This window comes from Citrobacter sp. wls706 (assembly GCF_005281305.1).
Taxonomy (GTDB): Bacteria; Pseudomonadota; Gammaproteobacteria; order Enterobacterales; family Enterobacteriaceae; genus Citrobacter; species Citrobacter werkmanii.
In genome coordinates, this window is sequence record NZ_SZXG01000032.1 from 331990 (window position 1) to 357847 (window position 25858).

Annotated in this window: 23 protein-coding genes; 5 read left to right on the forward strand and 18 right to left on the reverse strand. The window is 52.7% G+C overall.

The window, feature by feature from the left end:
- Window positions 1-120 precede the first annotated feature (120 nt).
- The 4 genes from kduD to FDW92_RS14845 form a co-directional block, all read right to left on the reverse strand.
- Complete coding sequence (gene kduD / locus FDW92_RS14830; protein ID WP_003033923.1) at window positions 121-882, reverse strand: 2-dehydro-3-deoxy-D-gluconate 5-dehydrogenase KduD; 762 nt, start codon at window positions 880-882, stop codon at window positions 121-123.
- A 58-nt stretch (window positions 883-940) separates the two neighbouring features.
- Complete coding sequence (kduI, locus tag FDW92_RS14835) at window positions 941-1777, reverse strand: 5-dehydro-4-deoxy-D-glucuronate isomerase (protein WP_042310807.1); 837 nt, start codon at window positions 1775-1777, stop codon at window positions 941-943.
- A gap of 482 nt (window positions 1778-2259) precedes the next feature.
- The gene (locus FDW92_RS14840; protein ID WP_032944867.1) at window positions 2260-3438 is read right to left on the reverse strand and encodes an acetyl-CoA C-acetyltransferase; all 1179 of its coding nucleotides are present in this window, start codon (window positions 3436-3438) and stop codon (window positions 2260-2262) included.
- A gap of 102 nt (window positions 3439-3540) precedes the next feature.
- Window positions 3541-4425 carry a LysR family transcriptional regulator gene (locus FDW92_RS14845; protein ID WP_042310811.1) on the reverse strand — a complete coding sequence of 295 codons (885 nt, stop codon included), beginning with the start codon at window positions 4423-4425 and terminating at the stop codon, window positions 3541-3543.
- 101 nt (window positions 4426-4526) lie between these two features.
- Between FDW92_RS14845 and FDW92_RS14850 the strand changes: the two genes are divergently transcribed.
- On the forward strand, window positions 4527-4982 hold the full coding sequence (locus tag FDW92_RS14850) for a multidrug/biocide efflux PACE transporter (protein ID WP_042310814.1): 456 nt from the start codon (window positions 4527-4529) through the stop codon (window positions 4980-4982).
- 142 nt (window positions 4983-5124) lie between these two features.
- The gene (locus FDW92_RS14855) at window positions 5125-6354 is read left to right on the forward strand and encodes an amino acid permease (protein ID WP_042310816.1); all 1230 of its coding nucleotides are present in this window, start codon (window positions 5125-5127) and stop codon (window positions 6352-6354) included.
- 51 nt (window positions 6355-6405) lie between these two features.
- Here FDW92_RS14855 and rcnR read toward each other — a convergent pair whose 3' ends face one another.
- Entirely contained in the window at window positions 6406-6678 is a 273-nt protein-coding gene (gene rcnR, locus FDW92_RS14860) for a Ni(II)/Co(II)-binding transcriptional repressor RcnR (protein WP_003825567.1), read from the reverse strand.
- A gap of 120 nt (window positions 6679-6798) precedes the next feature.
- Here rcnR and FDW92_RS14865 point away from each other — a divergent pair, with 120 nt between their 5' ends.
- A complete protein-coding gene (locus FDW92_RS14865; RefSeq protein ID WP_042310818.1) occupies window positions 6799-7674 on the forward strand; it encodes a nickel/cobalt efflux protein RcnA in 876 nt (291 codons plus the stop codon).
- Window positions 7675-7719: 45 nt separating this feature from the next.
- On the opposite strand, the gene FDW92_RS14870 is transcribed toward FDW92_RS14865, so the two are convergent.
- From FDW92_RS14870 to FDW92_RS14900, 7 genes are all read right to left on the reverse strand, one after another.
- Window positions 7720-9102: an amidohydrolase family protein gene (locus tag FDW92_RS14870; RefSeq protein WP_042310819.1), complete on the reverse strand. Its 1383-nt coding sequence runs from the start codon at window positions 9100-9102 to the stop codon at window positions 7720-7722.
- Between the two features lie 12 nt (window positions 9103-9114).
- Window positions 9115-10065: a carbamate kinase family protein gene (locus tag FDW92_RS14875; RefSeq protein ID WP_042310821.1), complete on the reverse strand. Its 951-nt coding sequence runs from the start codon at window positions 10063-10065 to the stop codon at window positions 9115-9117.
- A 26-nt stretch (window positions 10066-10091) separates the two neighbouring features.
- Window positions 10092-11642 carry a hypothetical protein gene (locus tag FDW92_RS14880; RefSeq protein ID WP_038633383.1) on the reverse strand — a complete coding sequence of 517 codons (1551 nt, stop codon included), beginning with the start codon at window positions 11640-11642 and terminating at the stop codon, window positions 10092-10094.
- Window positions 11643-11762: 120 nt separating this feature from the next.
- Complete coding sequence (locus FDW92_RS14885) at window positions 11763-13178, reverse strand: DUF1116 domain-containing protein (RefSeq protein ID WP_042310823.1); 1416 nt, start codon at window positions 13176-13178, stop codon at window positions 11763-11765.
- Window positions 13178-14725, reverse strand: a complete 1548-nt coding sequence (gene fdrA, locus FDW92_RS14890; protein ID WP_042310825.1) for an acyl-CoA synthetase FdrA — start codon at window positions 14723-14725, stop codon at window positions 13178-13180. The genes FDW92_RS14885 and fdrA overlap by 1 nt, the downstream gene beginning before the upstream one ends.
- Complete coding sequence (locus FDW92_RS14895; RefSeq protein ID WP_042311162.1) at window positions 14703-15491, reverse strand: DUF2877 domain-containing protein; 789 nt, start codon at window positions 15489-15491, stop codon at window positions 14703-14705. Before FDW92_RS14895 ends, fdrA begins: the two co-directional genes overlap by 23 nt.
- Window positions 15492-15617: 126 nt before the next feature.
- A complete protein-coding gene (locus FDW92_RS14900; RefSeq protein ID WP_042310828.1) occupies window positions 15618-16223 on the reverse strand; it encodes an ankyrin repeat domain-containing protein in 606 nt (201 codons plus the stop codon).
- Between the two features lie 391 nt (window positions 16224-16614).
- Between FDW92_RS14900 and FDW92_RS14905 the strand changes: the two genes are divergently transcribed.
- Entirely contained in the window at window positions 16615-17544 is a 930-nt protein-coding gene (locus tag FDW92_RS14905; RefSeq protein ID WP_042310830.1) for a LysR substrate-binding domain-containing protein, read from the forward strand.
- A 35-nt stretch (window positions 17545-17579) separates the two neighbouring features.
- Here FDW92_RS14905 and FDW92_RS14910 read toward each other — a convergent pair whose 3' ends face one another.
- From FDW92_RS14910 to pgaA, 6 genes are all read right to left on the reverse strand, one after another.
- On the reverse strand, window positions 17580-17852 hold the full coding sequence (locus FDW92_RS14910) for a GNAT family N-acetyltransferase (RefSeq protein WP_003033869.1): 273 nt from the start codon (window positions 17850-17852) through the stop codon (window positions 17580-17582).
- 11 nt (window positions 17853-17863) lie between these two features.
- Window positions 17864-18094, reverse strand: a complete 231-nt coding sequence (gene yjdI / locus FDW92_RS14915; protein WP_032940569.1) for a 4Fe-4S mono-cluster protein YjdI — start codon at window positions 18092-18094, stop codon at window positions 17864-17866.
- Window positions 18095-18175: 81 nt separating this feature from the next.
- Window positions 18176-18682 (reverse strand): poly-beta-1,6-N-acetyl-D-glucosamine biosynthesis protein PgaD, encoded by a 507-nt coding sequence (gene pgaD / locus FDW92_RS14920; RefSeq protein WP_042310833.1) that lies wholly within the window; start codon window positions 18680-18682, stop codon window positions 18176-18178.
- Window positions 18679-20013 carry a poly-beta-1,6-N-acetyl-D-glucosamine synthase gene (gene pgaC, locus FDW92_RS14925; protein ID WP_061382400.1) on the reverse strand — a complete coding sequence of 445 codons (1335 nt, stop codon included), beginning with the start codon at window positions 20011-20013 and terminating at the stop codon, window positions 18679-18681. The genes pgaD and pgaC overlap by 4 nt, the downstream gene beginning before the upstream one ends.
- Window positions 20010-22031, reverse strand: a complete 2022-nt coding sequence (pgaB, locus tag FDW92_RS14930) for a poly-beta-1,6-N-acetyl-D-glucosamine N-deacetylase PgaB (RefSeq protein WP_042310836.1) — start codon at window positions 22029-22031, stop codon at window positions 20010-20012. Before pgaB ends, pgaC begins: the two co-directional genes overlap by 4 nt.
- Window positions 22032-22040: 9 nt before the next feature.
- Window positions 22041-24503 carry a poly-beta-1,6 N-acetyl-D-glucosamine export porin PgaA gene (gene pgaA, locus FDW92_RS14935; protein WP_042310839.1) on the reverse strand — a complete coding sequence of 821 codons (2463 nt, stop codon included), beginning with the start codon at window positions 24501-24503 and terminating at the stop codon, window positions 22041-22043.
- Between the two features lie 804 nt (window positions 24504-25307).
- Between pgaA and FDW92_RS14940 the strand changes: the two genes are divergently transcribed.
- Window positions 25308-25844 (forward strand): GNAT family N-acetyltransferase, encoded by a 537-nt coding sequence (locus tag FDW92_RS14940; protein WP_042310841.1) that lies wholly within the window; start codon window positions 25308-25310, stop codon window positions 25842-25844.
- The last annotated feature ends 14 nt before the right edge of the window (window positions 25845-25858 follow it).

Consider the following 25858-nt stretch of genomic DNA (forward strand, 5'->3'; position numbering starts at 1 on the left):
TTACAAATTCATACATATATAATTATGTATGGATTAATTTATAGACAGAATATGGATTAAAATAACTTAAAACCAAAAAAAACCCTGCCAGATGACAGGGTTTGTTATTCAAAAAATGTATTAACGTGCCAGCCAGCCGCCGTCTACCGCAACGGTATAGCCGTTAATATAGTCAGACGCGCTGGACGCCAGGAACACGACAGGCCCCATCAGGTCGCTCGGCAGTCCCCAACGTCCTGCCGGAATACGATCGAGGATTTCTGCGCTACGCTGCTCATCAGCACGCAGCTGCTGAGTGTTGTTGGTCGCCATATAACCCGGCGCAATCGCGTTGACGTTGATGTTATGTTTTGCCCACTCGTTCGCCATCAGACGGGTGACGCCCATTACGCCGCTTTTAGACGCGGTGTAAGACGGAACGCGGATACCGCCCTGGAAAGAGAGCATAGAGGCGATATTGATAATTTTGCCGCCGTTACCCTGAGCGATAAAGTGCTTCGCCGCAGCCTGAGACATAAAGAATACGCTCTTAATGTTCAGGTTCATAACGTCATCCCAGTCTTTTTCGCTGAAGTCGATCGCATCGTCACGACGGATAAGGCCCGCATTGTTGACCAGAATATCGATATGGCCGAATTCTGCCACTGCGCGCTCCAGCAGCGCTGGAATACCATCAATTTGGCGCAGGTCGGCGGTCAGACTTAAAAAACGGCGACCCAGTGCGGTCACGCGTTCGATGGTTTCCGTCGGTTCAACAATGTTGATACCGACAATATCGCAACCCGCTTCCGCCAGACCCAGCGCCATACCCTGACCCAGGCCAGTGTCGCAACCGGTCACAACGGCGACTTTACCTTCAAGAGAGAATGCATTCAAAATCATTGTAAATCCTTAATTTTTTATAATGCCCGCCGCAGGCAGGCACGGCTGTCGCCCGCAACTAGCGCAGATCTTTGACGGCGACATGGTCCATATCATCAAAGACCTGGTTTTCACCAACCATGCCCCAAATGAACGTATAAGCTTTTGTGCCAACGCCTGAGTGAATAGACCAGCTCGGGGAAATCACCGCCTGCTCGTTGTGCATCACAATATGACGCGTTTCCTGAGGCTGTCCCATCATGTGGAAGACGCAGGTATCTTCTTCCATGTTGAAGTAGAAGTAGACTTCCATACGACGTTCATGGGTATGGCACGGCATGGTGTTCCACAGGTTGCCCGGCGCCAGCTCAGTCAGGCCCATGCTCAGTTGGCAGGTTTCCAGCACATCCGGTACAAAATATTTGTTGATGGTGCGACGATTACTGGTGAGGTTATCGCCCAGCGTCACTGGCGCAACGTCAGCAGGCGTGACTTTTTTGGTTGGATAAGTCGTGTGGGCCGGCGCGCAGTTGTAGTAAAACTTCGCTGGTTTCGCCGTATCAACGCTGGCAAACACAACTTCTTTTGCCCCTTTGCCGACGTACAGGGCATCACGATGACCAATTTCATAGCACTGACCGTCAACGGTAATCGTGCCCGGACCACCGATGTTAATCACACCCAACTCACGGCGTTCAAGAAAATAGGTTACGCCCAGTTGTTTACCGACTTCGCCACCTACAGAGACAGTTTTGGCCACCGGCATAATGCCGCCAACAATAATACGGTCGATGTGGCTGTAAACCATGGTGTATTCATCTGCGACAAATACTTCTTCGACCAAAAACTCATTACGCAGCCCCTGAGTGTCGAGGGTTTTGGCATGCGCACTATGGATGCTTTGTCTTACGTCCACATTTACCTCCAGTGATAAATTGACCGTGAATGCTTTAACGAATAGCAAAACGCTGTTCCGTTTTATCTAATGCGCTCATGATATCCCTCCCGGATAGGGTTTTCAATTACAACTGAAACGTTGTTTCACTTTTTCCGCATCTTATTGTCAAAAGTGTAGTTGCGATCACGCTCGGGCATATAAATCGTGGGAATATTTAAAATAAAATTATTTAAAACAATTAGATAGATTAAAGTGAAAAAGAGATAATCATTAGTGGCAGGGATAAGACATTGAAAACACAGCTGGCAATATACGATGTTCGCACACCTTTGCTGACAAAGTGCGCAGTCAATCACATGAAATGAAACAATGTTTTGATATATTAACGGCGTTTAGAGTGTATGTTTCTGTAACTGGCCTTGCCCTCCTGTTGGAGGGCTTTTTTATGGATGCCGGGGTAACACACAAAAAAGGCGTCTAAGAAGGGAAATCTAAGATCGTTAGTCTCGTTCGATAGCGAGCGCCACCCCCTGACCGCCGCCGATACACAGCGTTGCCAGCCCTTTGTGCGCCCGACGCTTCACCATTTCATGCACCAACGAAACCAGTATACGACAACCCGATGCGCCAATCGGATGGCCAAGCGCGATAGCGCCGCCGTTCACATTTACCCGCCGTTCATCCCACTCCAGCATTTTCCCAACGGACAAGGCCTGCGCGGCGAAGGCTTCGTTGGCTTCGATCAGATCAACATCAGCCAGTTGCCAGCCCACACGCTCAAGGCAGCGGCGCGTCGCATACACCGGCGCAATCCCCATCAGTGCGGGATCGACCCCGACGCTGGCGAACGCGCGAATGCGGGCCAGCACCGGCAAATTCAGCTCCTGCGCTTTGGCCTCGCTCATCATCATCACCGCGGCGGCGCCATCGTTAATGGATGAGGCGTTCCCCGCGGTGACCGAACCGAGCCGGTCAAAGGTAGGATCCAGACGCGCCAACCCTTCCGCACTGGCATCGGTACGCGGTTGCTCATCGGTATCCACTACGAATGATTGACCATTACGCTGGGTCACCACCGGCACGATTTCATCTTTAAAGCGTCCGGCGTCGATAGCCATCCGAGCCTTGTGCTGCGAGTGCAGCGCGTAGGCATCCTGTAATTCACGGCTAATGCCGTATTCCCGCGCGAGGTTTTCTGCAGTGACGCCCATATGATAATCGTTGAAAGCATCCCACAGACCATCATGCACCAGGCTGTCGACCAGTTGACTGTTCCCCAGTTGTGCGCCAGTGCGGCTATCGGTAAGGACATGCGGCGCACGGCTCATATTCTCCTGTCCACCGGCAATCACAATGTCGGCTTCGCCGCATTGAATAGCCTGGGTCGCCAGATGCAGCGCTTTCAGCCCCGAACCACAAACATCGTTAATGGTGATGGCGGAAACGGTATTAGGTAGCCCACCATTGATGGCGGACTGACGGGCCGGGTTCTGCCCGGCACCTGCGGTAAGCACCTGCCCGAGGATCACTTCATCCACGGCGTGAACATCCACGCCCGTGCGTTCCAGCAACGCCTTGACCACCATGCTGCCTAACTCAACGGCAGAGTGGCGAGCCAGCGTTCCCTGGAAGCAGCCGATCGGTGTCCTTAACGCCCCGACTATCACAACCTCTTTCATCACTACCTCAGCGCAAAATAACACCGCAATAGTAGATGATTGTTAAAAGTAGTTATCAAAGTTGTTTAAAAATGGTGATTTTTATCACAAATGAATTTCGTATCATTTATTGGTCATCTGAACGCCACTCTGCTGTAAATGATCGCGCAGCCAACTTCCCGCCACGCCTGGCGGTGATTTCTTATTCCACAACAGATCAATAGAGATAGCCTTTGGCCAGCCGGGCACCTGTAGTTGAACCAGCGGTTTTTCCGCTGCAAACTCTTCCACCAGTGCACAAGGGAGCGCGCACCAGCCGAATCCCTGAACCGCCATACTCAACAACAGCAAATAGTTAGGCGCCGACCAGACGGGGCCACGCGCCACGTTGGTACTGCTTTCCAGGTAGGTATTCAGACGCAACTCGCGCCAGGTATGTAGCTGTTCCCATTGTAGTTTTTCCTGACACGCCAGCGGATGCGAGTCCGCAACGTACAACCCCATCCAGGATTGCATCGGCAGACGCGTAACGCCCATGTCGGTCGGGTAATCCTCTCTTGCCTCAATCAACCCGACCTGCGCGCGCCCTTTTTGCAGCAGATCGATCACGTCTTCATCTTCACCAATCAGACATTCAAACTCGGTATGCGGAAACTTGCGGTCAAACTGCACCATTAATTCTTCCAGCACATCCGGGTGCAGCGTGTCCGAAAGTACGAAGGTCAGGCGCGCTTCCGTTTCACCCGACAGCGAGATAGCCGCCTCATCGAGACGTTCGCTGGCCGTCAAAATTGCCTGCACATAGCCCAGCACCCGCTTACCTTCTTCAGTCAGCGTTGGCTGACGGGACGATCGGTCAAACAGCGCAAAACCAAGATCGGCTTCCAGATGCGCAATGGCCGTACTGATGGTGGACTGGCTTTTACGCAGTCGCCGGGCCGCGGCAGAAAATGAGCCGCAGGAAACGGTCTCTACAAATGCCGTTAATGCTTCAGGAGAGTAACGCATGAACTATCTACTTTATCGATGGATACTATCTTTTAGATATCACATAAAACGATAAAATTGCCACCATTCCGTTATCCGGGCATTAAAGAAGGTTTTAGGTTATGCAACACGATACAGTCCAACGTCGCTCGCTAGTGGAGCGTATTTTTCATGCCGTCTGCTTTGAAGGCATTGCCACCGCGATCCTTGCGCCAACCACCGCGTGGCTGATGCAGCGCTCGGTGCTGGAAATGGGCGGGCTGACAATTATTCTGGCTACCACGGCAATGATCTGGAATATCATTTATAACGCTCTGTTTGACCGCTTATGGCCGTCGCATCGGGTAAAACGTACGGCGAAAATTCGAGCCTTTCACGCCTTAGGCTTCGAGAGCGGGTTTATTGTGATCGGGGTGAGCATCGTGGCCTATGTGCTGAACGTCAGCCTGATTCAGGCATTCACGCTGGAAATAGGTTTCTTCCTGTTCTTCCTGCCGTACACCATGTTCTATAACTGGGCTTATGACACGTTACGCGAGCGTGTTATGAAGCGTCGCCAGCAGCGTGTTACTGCCTGATAATTCAATAAATAGTCGGAATTATCTTGATTCCGACTATTCATCTATTCACCAGCCCACTTGTTCACACTTCCCCCAGCCCCTCTCATTTGTGGTAAATTGCGCTTCTTTTTGTTTATTTTATAGTTGATACGTTCAAATAATGTCGAAAATTTGGTCAAAAGAAGAGACTCTCTGGAGCTTCGCACTATATGGGACTGCCGTCGGCGCAGGAACCCTCTTCCTCCCCATACAGCTGGGTTCTGCAGGCGCGGTGGTATTGTTTATCACCGCACTCGTCGCCTGGCCTTTAACCTACTGGCCGCACAAGGCGCTGTGCCAGTTTATCCTGTCCTCAAAAACCTCGGCAGGTGAAGGAATTACCGGCGCGGTTACGCACTACTACGGCAAGAAGATTGGCAACCTGATCACCACCCTCTATTTTATTGCCTTCTTTGTGGTGGTGCTGATCTACGCTGTGGCGATAACCAATTCACTCACTGAACAGTTGGCAAAACATATCACTATCGATTTGCGTGTTCGTATGCTGGTCAGTCTCGGTGTGGTGCTGGTGCTGAACCTGATTTTTCTGATGGGCCGACAAGCCACCATTCGGGTTATGGGCTTTCTGGTATTCCCACTGATTGCTTACTTTTTGTTCCTTTCGCTTTACCTGACCGGAAGCTGGCAGCCAACGCTACTCACCGGCCAGATGTCTTTCGATCAGCACACGCTTCATCAGGTTTGGATCTCTATTCCCGTGATGGTTTTCGCTTTTAGCCATACGCCAATTATCTCTACGTTCGCCATTGACCGACGTGAGAAATACGGCGAGCAGGCCATGGGTAAATGCAAAAAAATCATGAAGGTCGCCTACATCATCATCTGCCTGAGCGTACTGTTTTTCGTCTTCAGCTGTTTGCTTTCGATTCCGACACACTATATTGAAGACGCGAAAAATGAAGGCGTGACCATTCTGTCAGCGCTATCGATGATGCCCAACGCGCCGGCATGGCTGTCAATTTCCGGGATTATCGTCGCCGTCGTGGCGATGTCAAAATCGTTCCTTGGCACCTACTTTGGGGTGATTGAAGGGGCAACGGAAGTGGTAAAAACGTCGCTGCATCAGGTGGGCGTGAAGAAAAGCCGGGCCTTTAACCGCGCCCTGTCCATTATGTTGGTTTCGGCCATTACGTTCATCATCTGCTGCATTAACCCTAATGCGATTTCAATGATTTACGCCATTAGCGGGCCACTCATCGCTATGATTTTGTTTATCATGCCGACATTATCTACCTATCTGATCCCGGCGCTGAAGCCGTACCGTTCAGTGGGTAATCTGATCACTTTGATTGTCGGGTTGCTGTGTGTATCTGTGATGTTTTTTGGCTAGAACGTGTATTTAACGGCTCATTCCTGTATGTGGATGAGCCGTTAAACTGACTTATTTGATGTACGAATCCAGTACTTTCAGCACCACATCCAAATCTTCTTCGCGCTTTATTTCATCGCCCTGATGCACAATGTGCTCGGTCAGATGACCTTTAATCACCTCACGCATTAATCCGTTTACCGCCCCGCGGATCGCCGCTATTTGCTGCAATACCGCCGCGCATTCATGCGGTTCATCCAGCATGGTTTTCAACGCCGCTACCTGCCCCTGAATCTTGCTGGTTCGGGCTTTCAGCTTTTGTTTGTCGCGGATCGTATGTGACATAACTTTACCTATTTAACGTCTGGCTGTAGCGACAATACCATCGACATTCTACTGGGGGGTAGTATTTAATACTGGGGGGGAGTAGAATCGGGCGAAATTAAACAACTAAGAATCATTCTCATGGGTGAGTTTTCTACGCTTCTTCAGCAAGGCAACGCCTGGTTTTTCATTCCCAGCGCGATTTTATTGGGTGTGTTACATGGTCTGGAACCGGGGCATTCGAAAACGATGATGGCGGCTTTTATTATTGCCATTAAAGGCACCATCAAACAGGCAGTGATGCTGGGGTTGGCGGCAACGCTGTCGCATACCGCAGTGGTGTGGTTGATCGCGCTCGGCGGGATGTATATCAGCAAAGCGTTTACCGCCCAGGCCGTTGAGCCATGGCTGCAGTTTGTCTCGGCGATTATCATTCTCGGCACCGCATTCTGGATGTTCTGGCGAACCCGGCAGGGAGAGCAGAGCTGGCTGGCCCAGACGCATCACGATGATGGCCACGAACATCATGATCATCACCACCACGATCATCATCACGATCACGACGGCGAGCACCACCACCATCACCACGATCATGACCATGCCGCGCTGGCAGGGCTGAGCGAGGGTTCAAAAGAGTATCAGGATGCCCACGAACGGGCGCATGCCACCGACATTCAGCGCCGCTTTGCCGGTAAAGAGGTCACTAACGGCCAAATATTACTATTTGGTTTGACCGGCGGGTTAATCCCCTGCCCTGCCGCCATTACGGTGCTGCTGATTTGCATCCAGCTCAAAGCCTTCACGCTGGGCGCGACTATGGTGCTGTGCTTCAGCCTCGGACTGGCATTGACGCTGGTGACGGTGGGTGTGGGCGCAGCAATCAGCGTACAGCAGGCGGCCAAACGCTGGAGTGGATTTAACACGCTGGCACGCAAAGCGCCCTATTTTTCCAGCGCGCTCATCGCCATGGTTGGCTTATATATGGGGATTCATGGCTATATGGGGATCGTCGGTTAACGAACAGAACGCGCAGCAGCGATTGCCGCTGCGCGTAAATCCAGGCTAGCTGGCGACATTCCCCCATACCAGTCGCCCTTTATGGAAGGTCGCGGTGCGGGGGGAGATGCGGGCAACCGCTTCTGCCGAACAGGAGGCATCCACCAGCACAAAGCTGGCTTCATCCTGCGCTTTCGGCCACACGCGTTCACCTTTATCGTTTAGCGGCAGCACATCGCCGGTGGCAAGAAACAGCGCGCGCGACAGGTTAAGCTCGTTGGGGCGAATATAGAGCTGCGCGTACAAATTCGCCTTCTCCAGCATGTCTCCCAGCCCGTACGGCGACCAGTGGTCAATCACGCTGTCGGTCCCGGTAATCACCTCCACGCCTTTGTCACGCAGCTGTTTGAGCGGCATATGCAATGTGCCAATCGGCACCGTCGAGGCAATGGTAATCTGCTGCGCCGCCATACGGGTCGCCAGCGCGTCAACCTGCTGCTCGTTCAGCGTTGCCAGCGCGAAAGCGTGGCTGATGGTCAGTTTGCCCTTCAACTGCGGCGTTTTCTCTACCGTTTCCACCATGTAATTCACCGCCGCTACGCCCGCCGGGCTGGTTTCATGCAGGTGAATATCCACGCCTTTATCGTAATCCAGCGCGATCTGGAACATGGTGTCGAGGGATTTTTCCATCGCTCCGTCCACGCTGGTTGGGTCCAGACCGCCAACGTAATGCGCCCCCGCCTGCATCGCTTCGCGCATCAGCGGTTCTGATTTTGATAACAGCAAGCCATGCTGTGGAAATGCCACAATTTCACAGGCAAAACCCGGCTGGCGACGCGCCAACACCGTCTGCAAGTTTTCCAGGTTTTTCAACCCGGAAACCGGTTCGATGTTGCAATGGCTGCGGGCGATCGAGGTACCTTTGGATTGCAGCAGATCGATGAGCTTTTCTGCGCGCTCCTGGGTGTAAGGCTGGAGTTCAGGCAGCAGCTTTTGTTCCAGGCGGATCATATCCTGAATAGTGGTGCCAGCCGGACGGTTCAGTGAGCGCCACGGACCGCCATAAAAGGTTTTATCCAGGTGGATGTGCATATCGCGCATGGCGGGCAGCATCAGCTTGCCACCCGCATCGTAGTGCGGCAGCGTCGCATCCGGATGCAGCTTATTCTCACGCAGCGCAACAATTTTCCCGTCCTGGATTTCAACGGTTTGCAATGCGGTACGGGTATGTACCACCACCGCGTTTTCGTAATCAAACCCTGCTTCCAGCAGAACGTTGTCCAGGTAATAGTGTTTATCGTTAATCGTCATCGTGCTCTTCGACCCGCAGGTGTTCCCGACAGGATTAGCAGCATACGCGACCGGAGCCACTGCGCCAAACAGCGCGGCAGCGGTCACCATTTTTCCGCTCTGGCTTAAAAATTCGCGGCGGCTGTTACTTTCTTTCATTCGCATCTCCTCTCAGGAATGGACAATGTGGGTACCCGTTTCGCCGCGGATTGCGGCGGGCAGACATTCCGGCGTGGTGATGATCACTCGCTTACCGCCGCGTGCCAGGAATGTCAGGCTGGCAACGATTTTGGGTAGCATGCTGCCCGGTGGGAAATGCCCCTCCTGCATGTAGCGGGTCATCGTGGCGACATCCACCGTATCCAGCGCCTGCTGGTTGGGTTTACCGAAGTGAATACACACCTGCTCGACGCCGGTGGTGATCACCAGAATGTCGGCGTTAATCTCCTGGGCCAGCAGCGCTGTGGAAAGATCTTTATCAATCACTGCGTCCACGCTCTGGTAATCACCTTGCTCACCACGCACCACCGGGATCCCGCCGCCGCCCGCGCCAATCACCACAAAGCCTTGCCGGGTTAGCGCCTTAATCGCCTCCGCTTCGACGATGCGCTTCGGCTCTGGCGAAGCGACCACCCGACGGTAGCCGCGCCCGGAATCCTCCACAAAACGCCAGCCCGGATTGACCCGCAGCAGTTCATCGCGCTGGGCTGCACTAAAGAACGCGCCGATAGGTTTGGTTGGATTCGCGAAGCCCGGATCGTTTTTGTCGACCTCCACCTGCGTGACCACCGTAACTGCCTTCTGCTCACCGCGCCGCGCCAGACGGTTATTCAGCGCCTGTTGGATCAGATAACCAATACCGCCCTGCGTATCGGCAACGCAGTTTGCCAGCGGGGTGAGTGGCAACCCTTCACGCTCGTGTGCGATTTCCGCCCGCCGCAGATCCAGTCCCACCTGCGGTCCGTTACCGTGCGTCAGCACAATGTTGTAGTCCGAGGCCAACATTTCCAGCACCGTGTCCGCAACTGCTTTCACCGCTTCAGCCTGGTGCTCAATCGACTGGCTGGCGTTATCTTTGATAATGCTGTTGCCGCCAATGGCAACGACCACAAGTTCTTTCATAGTGTTATCTTCCGCTTGCAGACGATTCAGGTGGATTTCGTCGGTTGTTGCTCAGGCGCAGTCACCGCTTCACGACTGTCGAGCACGTGCTTGAGGACAAACATGCCGCTCATCATCAGGTAGGCCAGTACAAACATCATCGAACTGCCCTCTGCAAAGCCGACCGCCGGGGAGTGGATCACACCAAACAGCGACAGCAGGGCGCCAAAGGCAGCGGCAATCGCCCCACGCAACGGCTTATTCATAATGGCGAAGATGGCGACACAGCCCCACAACATGCTGGCCAGCGGCGCGCCGCTTCCCAGATGCACCAGCCCGTCGTAATAGACGCCTTTGCTGTGCAGCAGGTCGCTACCGAGCTTACCGGCTGACGTACCGGCCGCGCCCATCACGCTATTAACGATGGTTAGCGCCCAGTTAGCGATCCACGGGAACAGGCAGATGAAGATAACGGGAACCTCGACTTTGGGCGTTTCTCGCACCACCTGGTTGGCGGTCACCACGCCGATAAACACCAAAATTGGCACTATCGCAGTCATCGGAATAATGGCGAGCATAAACGCCCCCAGACCAAACAGCGGCACCAGGAACATAGTGATCCCCGAAGCGAGGGTATAGCCGATGCTGGCGCCCATCGCTTTCCAGCCCGCATGGCCGACATACACAGTCACCGGGAACGGGTTGCCCAGCATGCAGCCGAGCATGGAAGCAAAACCGTTCGCCATCATGACCTTACGGGTGTTGTACTCATCGCCCGCGGCATGCGCACTTTCAATGTTCTCGAGGTCGAAAATGTAGTTCGCCAGACCCAGAGGAACCGCAGAAGCCAGATACGGCAGCGCGTGCGGCAAACCTTGCAGGAAGCTGTCGACATGAATTTCCGGTGGGTTAAAGCCAAAAGAAGACATCGACGCTTTAATCGCTTCCGGGCTTTGCAAACCCGAGATCCACGCCAGGGCCGTACCGGCAATCAGTAACAGCAAACCAGTAGGAATGCGGGCAAAAATTGGCTTCTTACCGAACCAGTTAATAAAGATCAGCAGCAGGACGATGAAAGAAACGGTTGGCGCTTCAAATGCCTGCAGCATTGGGTTCATCGCCAACAGCAGCAGGCCCAGGCCGGATAAACAAGAGAGCAGTACCGTTCGTGGGATCATCTTGCGGATGGTCTCGCCAAGGAAGGAGCCGCCCACCAGGATTAATGCTTCCACAAAGCACCATACCAGCGCTATCTGGATGGCGAAGTTGGCATCTTTGGTTTGCTGATAAACCGGCATCAGCACCAGGAAGGTCACGGTAAAGATCGACGGTGCGCTGGGACCGGACGGCAGCGCCGTTACGTCATTACGTCCGGTGTGTTTTGCCATTTGCAGGCCAAACCAGGCGTAGCAGACGCTGGCCACCAGCACCGCCAGACCAAAGGCAGGCGCAATGCGACCATAGACAATTTCGGTAGGGATCCCGACGACAAAAATGAGCAGCCCCATCATTGTCAGCAGGTTCGTCAGGTTGTTGGTCATCAGCCCGAAGTAAGCCGCCCAGTCACCACGTTTCCATTCTAGTTTTATGCTGTTCATGGAATATCCTTAACAGGTTAAGCATCGTTTGCGATCGCGGAGATCGCCCAGCCCTGCAGGTAAGCAACGTTTAACGCTTTGCTACTGTGGGGCTAACGCCGTTAGCCCCGGTTGTTGTTATTAGCAGTAGCGGTCACGCCAGTTGAGGATCGCCTTTTCAAAACAGGCGAACGGCGGGTGAACGATTCCGGCGCCGATCATGCCGATCCCCGCATCTTTGTGCGCAATGGCGGTGTTGATCACTGGCAAAATGCCGGTGCTGCCCACGCGCGTAATGTCGATAGCGGTCGGTACACCCATAAAACCGAGCAGCGGAATGGTAACGTTGGGGTTTTCACCGAGGGTGATTTCGCGCATCTGGCGAGAGAAATCGACCGCCTCCTCGACCGTACCGCCGACCAGCGCCACAATGGCAGGCGCCGTCGCCATGGCAAAACCGCCAATGCCATAGGTTTCGGTAATCGCGCTATCGCCGATATCACGCCCGGAATCTTCCGGCTTATAGCCCGCGAACATTGGACCAATCACCTGCTGCGCAGGACCGGTAAACCATTGCCCCGGCAACCCGCTGACGCGCAGACCGAACTCGACGCCGTTACGCGCCATCGTCGTGACCACGGTGCTGTATTCAATGCCGTGTGCGGCATCCATCGCGGCTTTACACATCGCCATCCAGGTCGGCCCGGAGAAGTAATCGCTGCTGAGGACGAACTCGAATACCTCGCGCTGCTGCTCAACCGGATAACCGGTCTGGATAATCCACGGCGTTAGCGCCTGAATCAGTAGCGCTGTCCCGGCGTTGTTACGGTTATGGCACTCATCGCCCATGTGCAACGCCTGCGCCAGCATCAGACGCAAATCGATTTCACCCGCCAGCTTCATAGCATCACGCAGCATCGGTCCCATCACATCGCGCATCCAGTTCAGTCGATCGATAACGCTCTGATCGTTCGCCCCCATGCGCAGGATCTTCGCCATCTGCTCGCTCATATTGGTATATGCGCGGTTGCCGTAGGTTTTGTTCTCCACGATGTGCATAAACATCGACGCCGACGTCACCCCCGCCATCGAGCCAACACAGTCATGCTCGTGGCACGGAGAGAAGATGATTTCTCCCGAGGCGGCCAGTTCGGCGGCTTCATCCAGATCTTTCGCCAGCCCTTCAAACACCAGCGCCCCGGTTACCGCGCCCTTCATCGCGCCGCACATTTTTTCCCAGCGGATCGGCGGGCCGGCGTGCAAAATGGTGTTGCGGGTCATGCCCGGCACCACGTTGATGGCCTGGTCATAACCAATCAGCACCGGATGCGACTGGATGATGCGCTCCAACGACTGCTGGTTAGCGGCCGCGATTTTGTCCGCCAGCGGCGAATCAGCAATGTCATCCAGCGCGGCCACGACCTGCATATTGCCCTGACCCGGCGGCGTCCAGTCGAGTTGAGTCACGGGCACATTCTGTTTTTTCAGGTCATCGCTGAACATCGCGATGCCGACATTAATCACGTTCAGCGGCTGGTTAAACAGTGTCTGGCTCATCAGGCTTCCTCCCCTTTACAAATAAATTCACGCGCCAGCAACCCGGTGTTGGTACTACTGCTCGCCCAGATAACCCCGGCGTCGGTCAGCATCTGGCACTGTTTTTCCAGCGACGGCGTATCGAGATCGGTTCCCAGCACATAGCCGAGGATTTCCAGCGGACGCCCCTCTGCGGCGGCGATCGCTTTGGCTTCAACGATCGCGTCCAGCATCACCCCGACCGGATCTTCATGCGATCCAAATCCAAGCACGAAGTCCATCACGATCACGCCCACTTCAGGATCGCGCGCCTCCTGCAACAGACGATTAATACGGTTGGTGGGATCGATCATCGGGTGTGGTTTACCGTTGGTAAAATCGTCATCACCGAAATCAAGGAAGGTATGCGCCACGCTGCGGTTGAGATCTTTCAGACGGAACGCCGGATCCGGATGAATGTTGCTGTAAACCTGCGCGTGTTTTTCCATGGCAGCAAACATCGCCTCATCACACAACGTGCCGCCGCAGAATAAGCCACGGATATACTTTTGCTGCGGGGTCAGGCGGGCGCGGACCTCTTCAATCAGCGGCCAGTTGAGCGGATGCAGGTCCAGGCTCTCTTTTTTCACGCCGGTCAGCAGCACCGCTTTCAGCGCCGCCTCTTTGGTACCGCGTGCAAACTGCAGACCTTTTTCATCCGCAGGCGCGGCTTCGCGTCCGAGGAAGCACACCACGACTGGCTTTTGGCAGGCGCGCGCACGTTCCAGCACCTTGCGCGCCACCGCTGGGGCAGGTGGTTTAGAGATAAGCGCAATGATTTCGGTTTGCGGATCGGCTTCCAGCATGCCAATCGCATCAAGCATCATCAGGCCGCCAATCTTCTCACTTAGATCGCGACCACCGGTGCCAATCAGTTGGGAAATCCCGCCGCCAAACTCGTGAATACGTACGCTCAGTTCCTGGCTACCGGTACCGGACGCACCAACAATCCCAATGTTGCCGCGACGTACCGCGTTGCCAAAGCACAGCGCCGCGCCGTTAATAATGGCGGTTCCGCAGTCTGGCCCCATCATCAACAGCCCTTTTTCGTGCGCCAGTTGTTTTAGCGCCAGTTCATCCTCAAGAGAAACGTTGTCCGAGAACAGCATCACGTTGAGGTTATTTTGCAGCGCCTGACGCGCTTCACGCGCCGCAAACAAACCATTGACCGAGATCACCGCCAGGTTACTGTCAGGCACATGCTTCTTGGCACTAGCAACCGTGGCATAGCGCGCTTCATGCTGGCCGCCCTGCTCTTTATGCGTAAACAGATCTTCAATTGCCACCAGCGTCTGGTCGTTCGCCGCCTCGCTGGCACCTTTAATGACAATCATCAGATCGCCACTTTTTGCCTCTTCCAGTTCAGGCGTCAGCAGGCCGAGATTCTTCAGCACACCCTTGTTCATTTCCGTGGCCATCGCCACGAATGCCTGCTCAACGCCATCGAGCTTATTTGCACGTGTGGAGATAGACATCAGTGAAACGGAATCAAAATACGTGTTCTTTTTAACAACTATCCTGATCGACATAATTCCCTCCGGACCTGTGGCTCAGGGCGCAGGCGTCCGCCATGCCATACAGCATGTCGCAGCCAGAACTTGAGCCGATATTTTTAATGTCAGTAATATATTGCGTAGAAACGGGTTGTTGCTCAGTAATAATATGCTGCAGCAGCCGCACGACGCTTTCCCGATAACGTTGATGCAAAGCTTCTTCGAGCGTTATTTTGCTAAGTAGCGTCGTATTATTTCCGGCGCGTTGTAATGCCGCTAAAAAATCCCCACGATATTTCTCCAGCGGATGACCAGGGATTAATAAAATGGCGCTTAAGCCCACTAAATAATCGTCGGATGATGGCGTCAGGCCAATTCCCAGACCAATTAAATGGCTGGCCGCTGTAGAAATATTTACTCCCGTATATAGCGCCGCTATTAGTGTTTGTCGGCGGTTGAGTAATTGACGGGTGATTTCCTGATAAAACGGGTTGTCCCCCTGATACAAAAATAATGTGTCGTCGCTGCTTAACTGTTGGCGGATTACCTCTTCCCAGCGCTGCCAGCGGACTGCGGCAAGGGTTACTGCATCTGGCGTCCACTGTGGTATGCGCCACGGCAGGCAACCAGAGGTCTCTATCCATTTATCTTTGCCAACGGCTATCCCCGACTCGGTAAATCTGACCTGCTCACCGGGGAGAAACAGGTCCGCGCAATGCGTCAGCGCCAGCCGACAGCTATTAGGCGCGTTATCACAACCTTCACTCAGCAACGTCAACAGTCGCTGCTGGCCAGGTATCAACAGGTTCACCGCGCGGGAAAAAACCTGTTCAACTTGCCCCGTCCCCCGGAAAGCGAGAAACGCGCTATCTGCGGTTAGCGCCTGTACGCATCGCCGTGATGGCGTAGCGATAGCGGCGCTCCTCTGTCAGGCTCCGGCAGCAATCAGCAGCTCGGCAATTTCGTGATAACCTTTCTCCCGCGCCAGTTCCAGCGGGGTTTTACCATATTTATCCGTCATATGCGGATTCGCGCCATGATCGAGCAGCAGCTTGACGATCTCCTGCTGTTTCGCGCCGCCGTCATTAAGCACAATGGCTTCCAGAAGCGGCGTCCAGCCAACAAAGTTGGTATGGTTGACATTGATATCAGTACGCAGCAGTAGTTCGCGCACAATCTCCACATGACCTTTTTCACTGGCAGGCGTAATGCCTACGCCGCCAAAACGACTCAGGCAGTTAAGGTCGGGGTTAGCAGGCAATACGGTACGCAGCAGCGTTAAATCGTCAGTCAGGCAGCTAATCAAGAAAGGATTAAAACAGGTTTGGTCCTGTTTATTAATATCGGCACCGGCGGCAATCAATAAAGAAACACAGTCATAATGCTTATTCAGGCTGGCAATAATAATAGCGGTACGTCCCTGGCGGTTCGTGGCATTAATATCCACATTTTTTGCCAGACAGGATTTTAATCCATCGGCATTACCTTGCTCTGCCGCCAGCAGAAATTCAGTAATGAGTTCTTTCTCTGACATAATTGCTCTCCTGCAGTTTTTTAGACTTTTTAAATATCCGATAAGCTGAGAATAGCAACAGAGTGTAGAGAATAACATCCGCTTAAATTTCATTCATCGTAAGCGTGGCAATTATTGAATAAAATTTAACAATGAGAGGAAACCGTGCTGTAGTGCAATCTTTCCCTTATGGCTGGGGCGTTTTTTGCCACTAATTAATAGTCCGGCAAATCGGGCGGTATGCTGCACGGATAGCGGCCTGCAATTAATATGCAGAAGTGTGATTACCTTCAAATTAAATGTAAAACTAGTGTTAAATTCTGTTCAAAACTGATTGCTCTGTATAAGGATTACAAATACATTCAACAATCATTATGTGGCGGGGCGTGTTGGTTGCCTGAAGGGAGAAAAGATGAATTCCATTTTTACCGAGGAAAATCTGCTGGCATTTACTATGGCTGCCCGCTACAGCAGCTTCAGCAAAGCTGCGGAGGAGCTAGGCTTAACCACATCAGCAATTAGCTATACCATTAAACGCATGGAGATGGGGCTTGATGTGGTGCTGTTTACGCGTAGCACCCGTAGCATTGAGTTGACTGAGTCTGGTCGCTATCTGTTTCGCAAGGCCACCGACCTGCTCAACGATTTCCACGCGATTAAGCGTAGCATTGATACCATCGCTCAGGGCATTGAAGCCCGGGTGCGCATCTGTATTAACCAGTTGTTGTACACCCCACAGCATACGGCACGACTGCTGCAGGTACTCAAGAAACAGTTCCCTACCTGCCAGATAACCGTCACCACCGAGGTGTATAACGGCGTCTGGGATTCGATCATCAACAACCTTGCCAATATCGCCATTGGCGCGCCCGATACGTTACTGGACGGCGGCGGGATTGATTATACCGAGATCGGCGCTATTCGCTGGTCGTTCGCCATTGCCCCGGATCATCCCTTGGCTTTCATGCCTGAACCGATTTCTGAGAGCCAGCTGCGTTTGTATCCGAACATTATGGTGGAAGACACCGCCCACACCATTAACAAAAAGGTCGGGTGGCTGTTACACGGTCAGGAGTCGATTCTGGTTCCCGATTTTAATACCAAATGTCAGTGCCAAATTCTGGGCGAAGGCATCGGTTTTTTACCGGACTATATGGTGCGCGAAGCGATGGAAAAGTCGCTGCTGGTCACGCGACAGATCCACAATCCACGTCAGGATTCACGGATGCTGCTGGCGACCCAGCATTCGGCAACCGGTCGAGTAACCCAGTGGATTAAAAAAGAGTTTGGCCCGCAAGGGGTACTGACGGGCATTTATCAGGATTTGCTGCATCGGGACTAATATGCCGGATAAGTCTATCCGGCGAAAATCAGACTTCAGGCGCGAATATCGTCGTACTCGCGGGTTTTATCAAATTCATGTTTGGCAAACGGGCACAGCGGAATCACTTTGCGGTTTTCAGCGCGCATTTTCTCCACTACCTTCGCCACTAGTTGTTTGCCGACGCCCTGACCTTTCAGACTGGGGTCAACATCGGTATGTTCAATGATACTCAGATGCTCGCCCGTCGGCACAAAGACAATCTCGGCAACCTGATTGCCTTCGGCATCGTTGACATAAAATTTGTTGTGGCCTGCAAGAATTTCCATGATTCCCTCACTTATTTCTGGCGATATTTCAGCGCACCGCTTGGGCAGGTATCGATGACCTTAATAACCGTCGCGACATCCACTTCATCGGGGATTATCCAGGGTTTGCGTTTCAGATTGAAAAGCTTCGCGCTTCCCCGCACGCAGTTTCCTGAATGCTGACATATCGCCGTATTGAAGTAGACGTCAATCTTCTCGCCGGTATAGGCCCGGTAGCCTGCATCAAGTAGTTCCTTTTCCACGACATTGCCTCGCATTTTTTATTGTCTGAGTCTAATCATAGACCGATGCGAGTCTGAAGGAAGTGGCGGGTAGCAGAAATATCACTCAGTCCCTTTTTGTAACGATGGCTCCCGCTCCGGCGGCAAATATTCCAGCATTGCAGGCGTCGGCGGCGGCAGGCGGTTATCGGCGATGTGCTTGTCCACATCGATATGACTGATTTCGCCATTCTCATGATGATGGACCGTCAGCACCCTCGCTTTGTTCAACTCCGTAACCAGTTCACGGGTAATGCGTAAACTTTCTGCCAGCTCATGGTGTTCCAGTCCTGGTCTACGGCTGCGACGCTCCACCCGAAAGCGAAACTGGTTGTATTTCGCCCAGCCGATCAGCACCAGTCCGTTGACCAGCGCGACAAGGATATAAAACGTGACCGTATCCAGCGTGGTGAAAAAGGGACGCACGCCCATATACGGTGAATGCGCCAGGGCCGTGATCAGCCCTTTATAGATCAGGTATAAAAAACCAACCCAGGCGATGACCGTCAACAGCACGTCGATGATGCGCGGCAGTAGACGCCGTTCCGTAAAGATCAGTGGCTGGCTCATGATTCGATCCTCCCAATTCCACGGTCAGGACTCACCCAGCGCGCCCTGCCGCGTTTGCGTTTAAGCATCACTTTCGGGAAAGCCACCAGCGTAGTGAACAGGCTTAGCATCCAGTACACCACAGGGAACCAGATAATCCAGAACAACGAGGCGCCAATGCCTTTTTCATAGCGTCGTTCAATCATCAGACTCACCGCAAACTGTATTAAGCAGACCACACCGAGAATAAGTCCGGTAAAGGCTGGCGGGAACAGATGTTGTACATACAACGAGTCCGGCATCGGAATCATCAGTCCCAACAGGAACAGCACGATACTGATCGCATAGGCAAACGACCAGGCGGTAGAAAAGCAGAACTCGAAAAACAGCGGCCACATACGGCGGAACTCCCACGACCACAGACGACGCATGTTAACGATAAACACCTCCGCCCCACCTTGCGCCCAGCGCAGGCGCTGCTTCCACAGCCCTTTTAACGTTTCAGGCATCAGGATCCAGCACAGCGCGCGCGGCTCAAAGAATACCGACCAGTGGCGCAACTGCAGCTTCCAACTGATATCGATATCTTCGGTGATCATGTCCGGGCTCCAGTAGCCGACCTCGGCCAGTGCGCGACGACGAAACGCCGCAACGACGCCGGAAACGGTAAAGATCTGCCCATAGACTCGCTGAGTGCGCTTAATCAAGCCGATAATGGAAGAGAATTCACCGACCTGCACACGACCGATTAACGTAGAGCGGGTTCGAATACGCGGGTTCCCCGTCACCGCACCAACGCGCGGGAACTGGATCAGCGGCGCCACCAGATACGCCACGGCATCGCGATCCAGTAACGCATCGCCATCAATGCACACCAGGTAATCACTGCGCGCTGCGGCCGCACCGGTCTTGAGCGCCAGTGCTTTACCCTGGTTTTCAGCCAGATGAATCACCCGCAGGCTGGGGTATTCCACTGCCAGTTGTTCCAGTACGTCGTGCGTGTCATCCGTCGAACCATCGTTGATGGCAATCACTTCGATATTCTTATATCGCTGTGCCAGTGCAGCCTCAATGGTTTCACGCGCGTTAATCCCTTCGTTAAAACAGGGGATCAGAATGGAAACCAGCGGATTTCCCTCCAGCGTTGGTGGCGGTGTATCGTCTCCCCATTTCCAGTGACGCTCACGATAAAACCAGAAATAGACCCCGCCGCTTATCCATAATGCAGACATGAATAAAGGCCAGAAGAAGACGAAGTTCAACATGACTTCACCTGTAAAGATGACAGCCACGCCAAACGGCAGGCTGAACATCAGGCAAAGTATCAGGAAAGCAATAATGCGATCGGTCATTTTTGCGGGTACCAGTATGAGGAGAACGTCGAGCGAATCTCTGACATCTCAGGTTTGTCGCTGATGAAATCATCCGGATAATAGCCGTAGTTACCTGCACCACTAAGTTTCAGCTGGCGCATCCATTCAGCTATTTGTTTTCCACTGATTTCTGCTTCGTCCCCGGATTTGCGCCAGTCTCGTGCCTGCAGCTCAAACACGGTTTTGTCCAGCGCGCCGGGCGTTTGTGCAACGGCATTCACTAATCTGTCGAGCCAGGCGTTGGCATCATTAGCCGGGATCTGTTCCATGAATGGCATCGCCATTGGCGCCGTCCAGTCATAGGTATTGAGGAAATCATTCAGGTTTTGTGCAAACCATGCTTCACTTTCAGGCTCCAGCACTGGTAAGGCGTAAATATTACGCGCGGTTTTTACCTGTGGACCGCGAATATTGCGTACCGATTGCGTCAGCTGCTTAGTAAAGTCGATCAACATCTTACTTTTCAGGCGCGTCCAGCGCTCGAAGGTCTGAGGGTTGCTACGGATTTGCTCAATACTTCCCGGAAGACCTGCGGCGCGGTAGGCGGCTAACGCCTCCGGTGACGCATCTTCAAAGTCCGTCAGGAAAGCATCGTCGTGGAACAAAATCCCTTTGAAACTGGCGTGCTTTGCCAGATCTTCATAGATTTCAGTAATGCGTTTACGCGCTTCGCTGTCCCAGGGAGACAGACGCACATAATTCTCGCGGTTGATCGCAGTGCGTCCTGTTTTCGGATCCCATGCCGTCACGCGTGGAATGGACGCATCGAGGTCGAAAGCCAGTACCGGCATCCAGGCATACACCGTCACCCCGGCCCGCGTTTGTAACTGCCAGGAGATATAGTTAAACAGATCGGCACGCATCGGCAGCCAACGGTTAGGGAAATAGAGTTCCCGAATATTCCCGTCGCCTTTAGGATCGGCGTACGCCTGCAGGAAGACATGAGAAATGCGCATGTCATAAACGCGCTGGATCAGCTTGTCGATGTTTCGCTTCTGCTGGGCAGGATCTTTGTCATATACGTAATCCAGATCGACGTGCATGACGCGCATCGTTTGCGGTTCACGTACCTGAGCGACCTGGCTGGCAAAGCGCTTGAGGGACGGATTATCAGAGATCAGTACGCGCGGGATATCATCCAGAAACGCGGCGTTCGCCAGCCCTTCGTTTAGCGTAAAGGCCATCTTATAGCCATGCTCTTTGGCCAGGTTTAACGTCGTGCCGTTAGCCGCACCGTAAGGCCATACCCACGCGCGCGGCGATTTCCCGGTTACCGATTTAATCTTATTGGTAATCAGCGAGATATCAGTATTAATGCGACGATTGTACTGTTCGTCGGTTTCGTAAGTTCCGGTTTTCTTATCGAAAAGGCGGTTCGCCACCGCAGGTTCTTTACTTCCCTGCGGGTTCGCCTCAGCACCGAAATGCGAGTTCCAGGTGTGCGCGCCCACTTCCACCAACGGCGATTTGCCCATTTCCTCGACCATCTTCCAGGTGGCAAATTTATCTCGCGCCGTCATCAAGCCGCCAAAATCGACTTTTTTATTGGCTGGAGAATCAACCCAACTGCCCACTGGCGCCCAGAGCGCAGGCCAGTTGTAGGCTTTCAGCAGCGGCCAGACGCGGGTATAAAAACTGCTGTATCCGTCGTCAAAGGTGAGTAAGACCGCTTTTTCCGGCAACACAATTTTACCGTCATGGGCGTCCAGAATTTGCTGCACGCTGATCGGGTTATAGCCATTATCACGCAGCCAGGCCATCTGGTCGCTCAACGCGCTGGTGCGTACGGAGAGGTAGCGCTGGTCGGCTGCGCCATCCTCAACATCATGGTAGCCGAGCACCAGGAAGCTGTTTTTCGGCCATGGATGATCTGCCGTCAACGGCGTTCTCTCTGCGGGAGGAACATAGCGAGGCGTTGTATTGTGCGCGCTACTGCACGCGGTAATCATCAACCAGCCAGCGATTAATGCGCTAAGCCACAGGCATCTTTTCAGCATGAACAATCCTTAAAACCTGACATTTAAATCGAAAGCGAGGGAGATATTCCGCTCACGTTTACCGTCGTAGGGGCGTTTATCCCAAACCAGCATCACCCCGCCATCTACGACGTTGTTCCATTTCAGCCGTTGTCCGTACCCCACCTGGACGATAGCGCCTGCGTCTTCACCTTGCTGCCAGTAGCCACCTACGCCAGCCAGACCTTGCTGCGTCCAGACTGTGTCATAGTGGCGGTAAAGAACCTGCTCCGCGCTCAGGCCAGGGACAACCGAAAAATCACTCTTCGGGTTGTAATACGGCACATTTTCTTTGGTGTTGGTGCTCCCGCCAATGCCCGGCGTAAAGTCCAGCGTGAAGCGCGGTGTAGTCCACATGCGCTCTTTTCCGCTCAGCCCGTATTCGATGCGATCGTTACCGTCCGAGAAATGTGATGCGGCAAACGACAGTTGATATTCACGTCGTTCGTTTTGATACCAGCGGACAAACATATCGCCGCCGTTGGCATACACGCCGCTACGCAGCGCGCGCAGTGGTGTGTTGCGCGAAAGACGCTCGGCCGAACCGCCAACGCGCCAGTTGTCATTGAAGTCATGCCAGCCAGATAGACGCCCACCAATCTTCTGACCATCACCATAATTTCGGCCAGACACTTCCATTTCGGCCCAGTAATCACGGGAAGTCCATTCTGCACCCGCCGCCAGATCGCGGCTGATGCCCTTCCCTTCCTCAAATTCACCGGTAGCGAAGTTGAATCCGGTAAACAGTCGCCAGTTGTCGTCAATTGGCGGGCTGTAAATCGCCGTGTTGATGTTGAAATCATTCTTACCGCTGACCGGACTATCGGACGAGATCCCCTGCGTGCCGCTAATACGTACTTCCGACATTTTATGCACATCACGAATACGCGCGAGGCGCAGCGTCGCTTCATCATCCGGGCTGCGAGCAATAACGTCATCCGTCAGTTCATCGGCCTGCTTCCACTCCTGGAGATCCAGCGCCACATAAGCCTGCTGACGCTCCAGTTCCAGGTTACTGGGTTCAATCACTTCCGCCAGCTTCAGCTCTTTCTCCGCCGCATGCGGCAGTCCACGGGCTTCAAGAACAGAAGCATAGGATATGCGCAGCCCTTGGTTACCTGAGCCTGTGCGTGCCAGATGCTCAGCGAGTTTTTCTGCCTCCGGCAGTTCATTGGCTGCGATATGATATTGCGTCAGCAGCGACTGTCCGAGCAGCCAGTTATCGTTAGGCTGCGGCGTTGGCGAACCATAGATGCGTCGCAGGTACGGGCTGTCTTTGATTAACGCATCGACCTGCTTTTTCGCCGCATCAAAGTTTTCATTATCGATATGCGCGTAGAACAGATCCTGTTGATCCTCAGGACCGAGCGGCGTAACCGGAATCGGTCCGTTCGGATAATAGATGCTCGTTAGCATCGCTTCGGTTTTTTCCGGCTGGCGTTCGCTCAACCATGCTGATGCCACCCAGCGTTTAGCATAGTTTGGCACTTCACCACTTGCGGACAGCGAATCATATTCCTGAATAACTTCGGCAGTACGCTTACGCACCAACAAGGCGCCCATGCGGTCAATTCTGGCCCGACGGACATCATTCTGCGCGGACGGTTCATCCTTCCAGGCAGCCAGCAACTGGTCATAACGGGCCAGCGCTTTATCGGCCACGATAAACCGTTCTTCTTCATTACGTGCGGACGTATAGGAGGAACGTACCATTTCTGCTGCGGCATCAAGCTCAAGGCGACGCTTCACCGGGTCTGCCGTTGGTACCACCTCTGCCATATTTAAGGCGGGCCCGGAAACGCGGTTTGCTGACAGCGCAGACAGCAATGTGGATTTTGCATTTTTGTTGCCCGGATCGACGTCATCCGCCTGGCTGGCGACTAACAATGCATCCCAGTTTTTTCCCTGCGAATGGTAGACATAGGCAAGTAGCGCATCAGAATCAGCCCCGGGATGTGCCTGCGCCCATTTATTCGCTTCAGTAAGGGCTTGCTGATTGTAGCGAGCATCCGCCAACGTCATTATCCAGCCGGTACGAACATCAACGTTATCAGGCTCTTCCTGTAAAACACTTTCCCAGACGGCTAAAGAATCATTCCAGTTCTTCTGATTGCGATACGCTCGTGCAGCAGCGACTTTTCCCCGGGCAGGTATATTCATCTGTCCACGATACTGCTGCCAGATTTCAATTGTGGTTTTATCGTTGTTATCGACCCAACTGGAAACTTGCAGCCAGTCGGCAACCTGATTGGGCGTTAGTGCGCTTTTCTTTCCCTGATCCTCAAGGAAACGTAATAGCGGTGCACTATTACCTCCCCGTGCTTCAATAACTAAAGCATCATAATCTGATACCGCCGCAGAGATTGGCATCGGGAAAAGAATGCTTACCGTAAATAAACAGCTTACAGACTTAAAACGTTTAATGAAGTTGGCATGTCGACGCATACTTAACATATCTGCCCTTATATCTTACATCAGAGTAAAAATAAGCGTTTTCAATAAGTTACAGTCAATCCCTGACGGTTGCCGACCATGTAAGACGCACTGCCGCTTATTTCGTAATAGGGTTATGAAGCAATTAATTCTTTCGTCTTATTGACTACCTTTGCCTCGCCCTCTAATCCTTGGAAAGGAGGCATAAACTCGAGAATTTTATCACTCAACGTAGTTCATGGCTATGTAATAAGATAATGCTTAGGCAAAAAAAGTATTTTAAACTAAATTATCCTAATACTCTTGGGATTGCATTCTGGATTTAGATTAATTTTCCGTGACGAAGCCATGTGACGATGCAAACTATTGTTGGGTAACATAGCTACACTCCGTAACTGTTTGCACAGTAACTATTTGGTATGAATAGAGAAAGTTCTGATAGCAACCACTCTTATCACTATAAAAATAATGAGACAAACTCGACAACGTAATTTTAATTTACAGGCAGTATTGATGAAGTCAAATTAAAGGTACAGCCACGATTAACATTAGGCACAGTGATAATACCATGAAATCAAAGTGGTTTATTAATTCACAATTGAATGATAGTATTTTTTCATCCGGCCATATTGGTCTGAAAATTTATCAGCTTCTCTATTTATCACCCTGACTTGCTATTGACAGCATTAACCACAATTATTTTTACCCTTACTATTAACAAGCTTAATTTCATTGTGAGCTCCTGATTGAAGCATAACTTTTTGCGCTTACCTTCCTTTCAGACTTTCAGGTAATCTGAAAAAAGATGCCACCAGGAGTTGGTCGATGAAAATCGTTAATGCAGAAGAAAAACACATCCCCGCCATACGCGATATCTATGCACACCACGTTATTCACGGTACAGGCAGCTTTGAAACTGACCCACCGGATACCCACGAAATGCTGGCTCGGCTGGAAAAAATTCATAGTCTGGGGTTGCCGTGGATTGTCGCTCTGCAGGAAGACAGGGTCATAGGATATTGTTATCTCACTCGCTACCGCGAACGTTATGCCTACCGCTATACCCTCGAAGATTCAATTTACATTGACCCGGCGGCGCAGCGTCAGGGAGCGGGAAAAGCGCTACTGCGCCATGTCATTGACTGGGCCGAAACGCACGGCTATCGACAGTTAATTGCCATGGTCGGCGACAGCAATAATCAGGGGTCGCTCAAAGTCCATCAGCAGGTCGGATTTACAGAAATAGGCACGCTGAAAGACGTTGGCTTCAAGCATGGTCGCTGGCTGGATACGGTTTTGCTGCAACGAACTCTGGGGGAAGGGAACAGTACACTACCAGCAGATATAGATGCCGCTATTTAACCTTTCTAAGGGAT

Coding starts and splice junctions, on each gene's coding strand:
- FDW92_RS14880 (WP_038633383.1), bottom strand. CDS start 11,642: ATGAACAGCATAAAACTAGAATGGAAACGTGGTGACTGGGCGGCTTAC.
- kduD (WP_003033923.1), bottom strand. CDS start 882: ATGATTTTGAATGCATTCTCTCTTGAAGGTAAAGTCGCCGTTGTGACC.
- pgaC (WP_061382400.1), bottom strand. CDS start 20,013: ATGACCGATCGCATTATTGCTTTCCTGATACTTTGCCTGATGTTCAGC.
- FDW92_RS14900 (WP_042310828.1), bottom strand. CDS start 16,223: ATGTCAGAGAAAGAACTCATTACTGAATTTCTGCTGGCGGCAGAGCAA.
- FDW92_RS14865 (WP_042310818.1), top strand. CDS start 6,799: ATGGGTGAGTTTTCTACGCTTCTTCAGCAAGGCAACGCCTGGTTTTTC.
- FDW92_RS14940 (WP_042310841.1), top strand. CDS start 25,308: ATGAAAATCGTTAATGCAGAAGAAAAACACATCCCCGCCATACGCGAT.
- pgaB (WP_042310836.1), bottom strand. CDS start 22,031: ATGCTGAAAAGATGCCTGTGGCTTAGCGCATTAATCGCTGGCTGGTTG.
- FDW92_RS14855 (WP_042310816.1), top strand. CDS start 5,125: ATGTCGAAAATTTGGTCAAAAGAAGAGACTCTCTGGAGCTTCGCACTA.
- FDW92_RS14910 (WP_003033869.1), bottom strand. CDS start 17,852: ATGGAAATTCTTGCAGGCCACAACAAATTTTATGTCAACGATGCCGAA.
- fdrA (WP_042310825.1), bottom strand. CDS start 14,725: ATGTCGATCAGGATAGTTGTTAAAAAGAACACGTATTTTGATTCCGTT.
- pgaA (WP_042310839.1), bottom strand. CDS start 24,503: ATGTTAAGTATGCGTCGACATGCCAACTTCATTAAACGTTTTAAGTCT.
- FDW92_RS14875 (WP_042310821.1), bottom strand. CDS start 10,065: ATGAAAGAACTTGTGGTCGTTGCCATTGGCGGCAACAGCATTATCAAA.
- FDW92_RS14885 (WP_042310823.1), bottom strand. CDS start 13,178: ATGAGCCAGACACTGTTTAACCAGCCGCTGAACGTGATTAATGTCGGC.
- FDW92_RS14870 (WP_042310819.1), bottom strand. CDS start 9,102: ATGAAAGAAAGTAACAGCCGCCGCGAATTTTTAAGCCAGAGCGGAAAA.
- rcnR (WP_003825567.1), bottom strand. CDS start 6,678: ATGTCACATACGATCCGCGACAAACAAAAGCTGAAAGCCCGAACCAGC.
- FDW92_RS14850 (WP_042310814.1), top strand. CDS start 4,527: ATGCAACACGATACAGTCCAACGTCGCTCGCTAGTGGAGCGTATTTTT.
- pgaD (WP_042310833.1), bottom strand. CDS start 18,682: ATGAGCCAGCCACTGATCTTTACGGAACGGCGTCTACTGCCGCGCATC.
- FDW92_RS14845 (WP_042310811.1), bottom strand. CDS start 4,425: ATGCGTTACTCTCCTGAAGCATTAACGGCATTTGTAGAGACCGTTTCC.
- FDW92_RS14840 (WP_032944867.1), bottom strand. CDS start 3,438: ATGAAAGAGGTTGTGATAGTCGGGGCGTTAAGGACACCGATCGGCTGC.
- FDW92_RS14905 (WP_042310830.1), top strand. CDS start 16,615: ATGAATTCCATTTTTACCGAGGAAAATCTGCTGGCATTTACTATGGCT.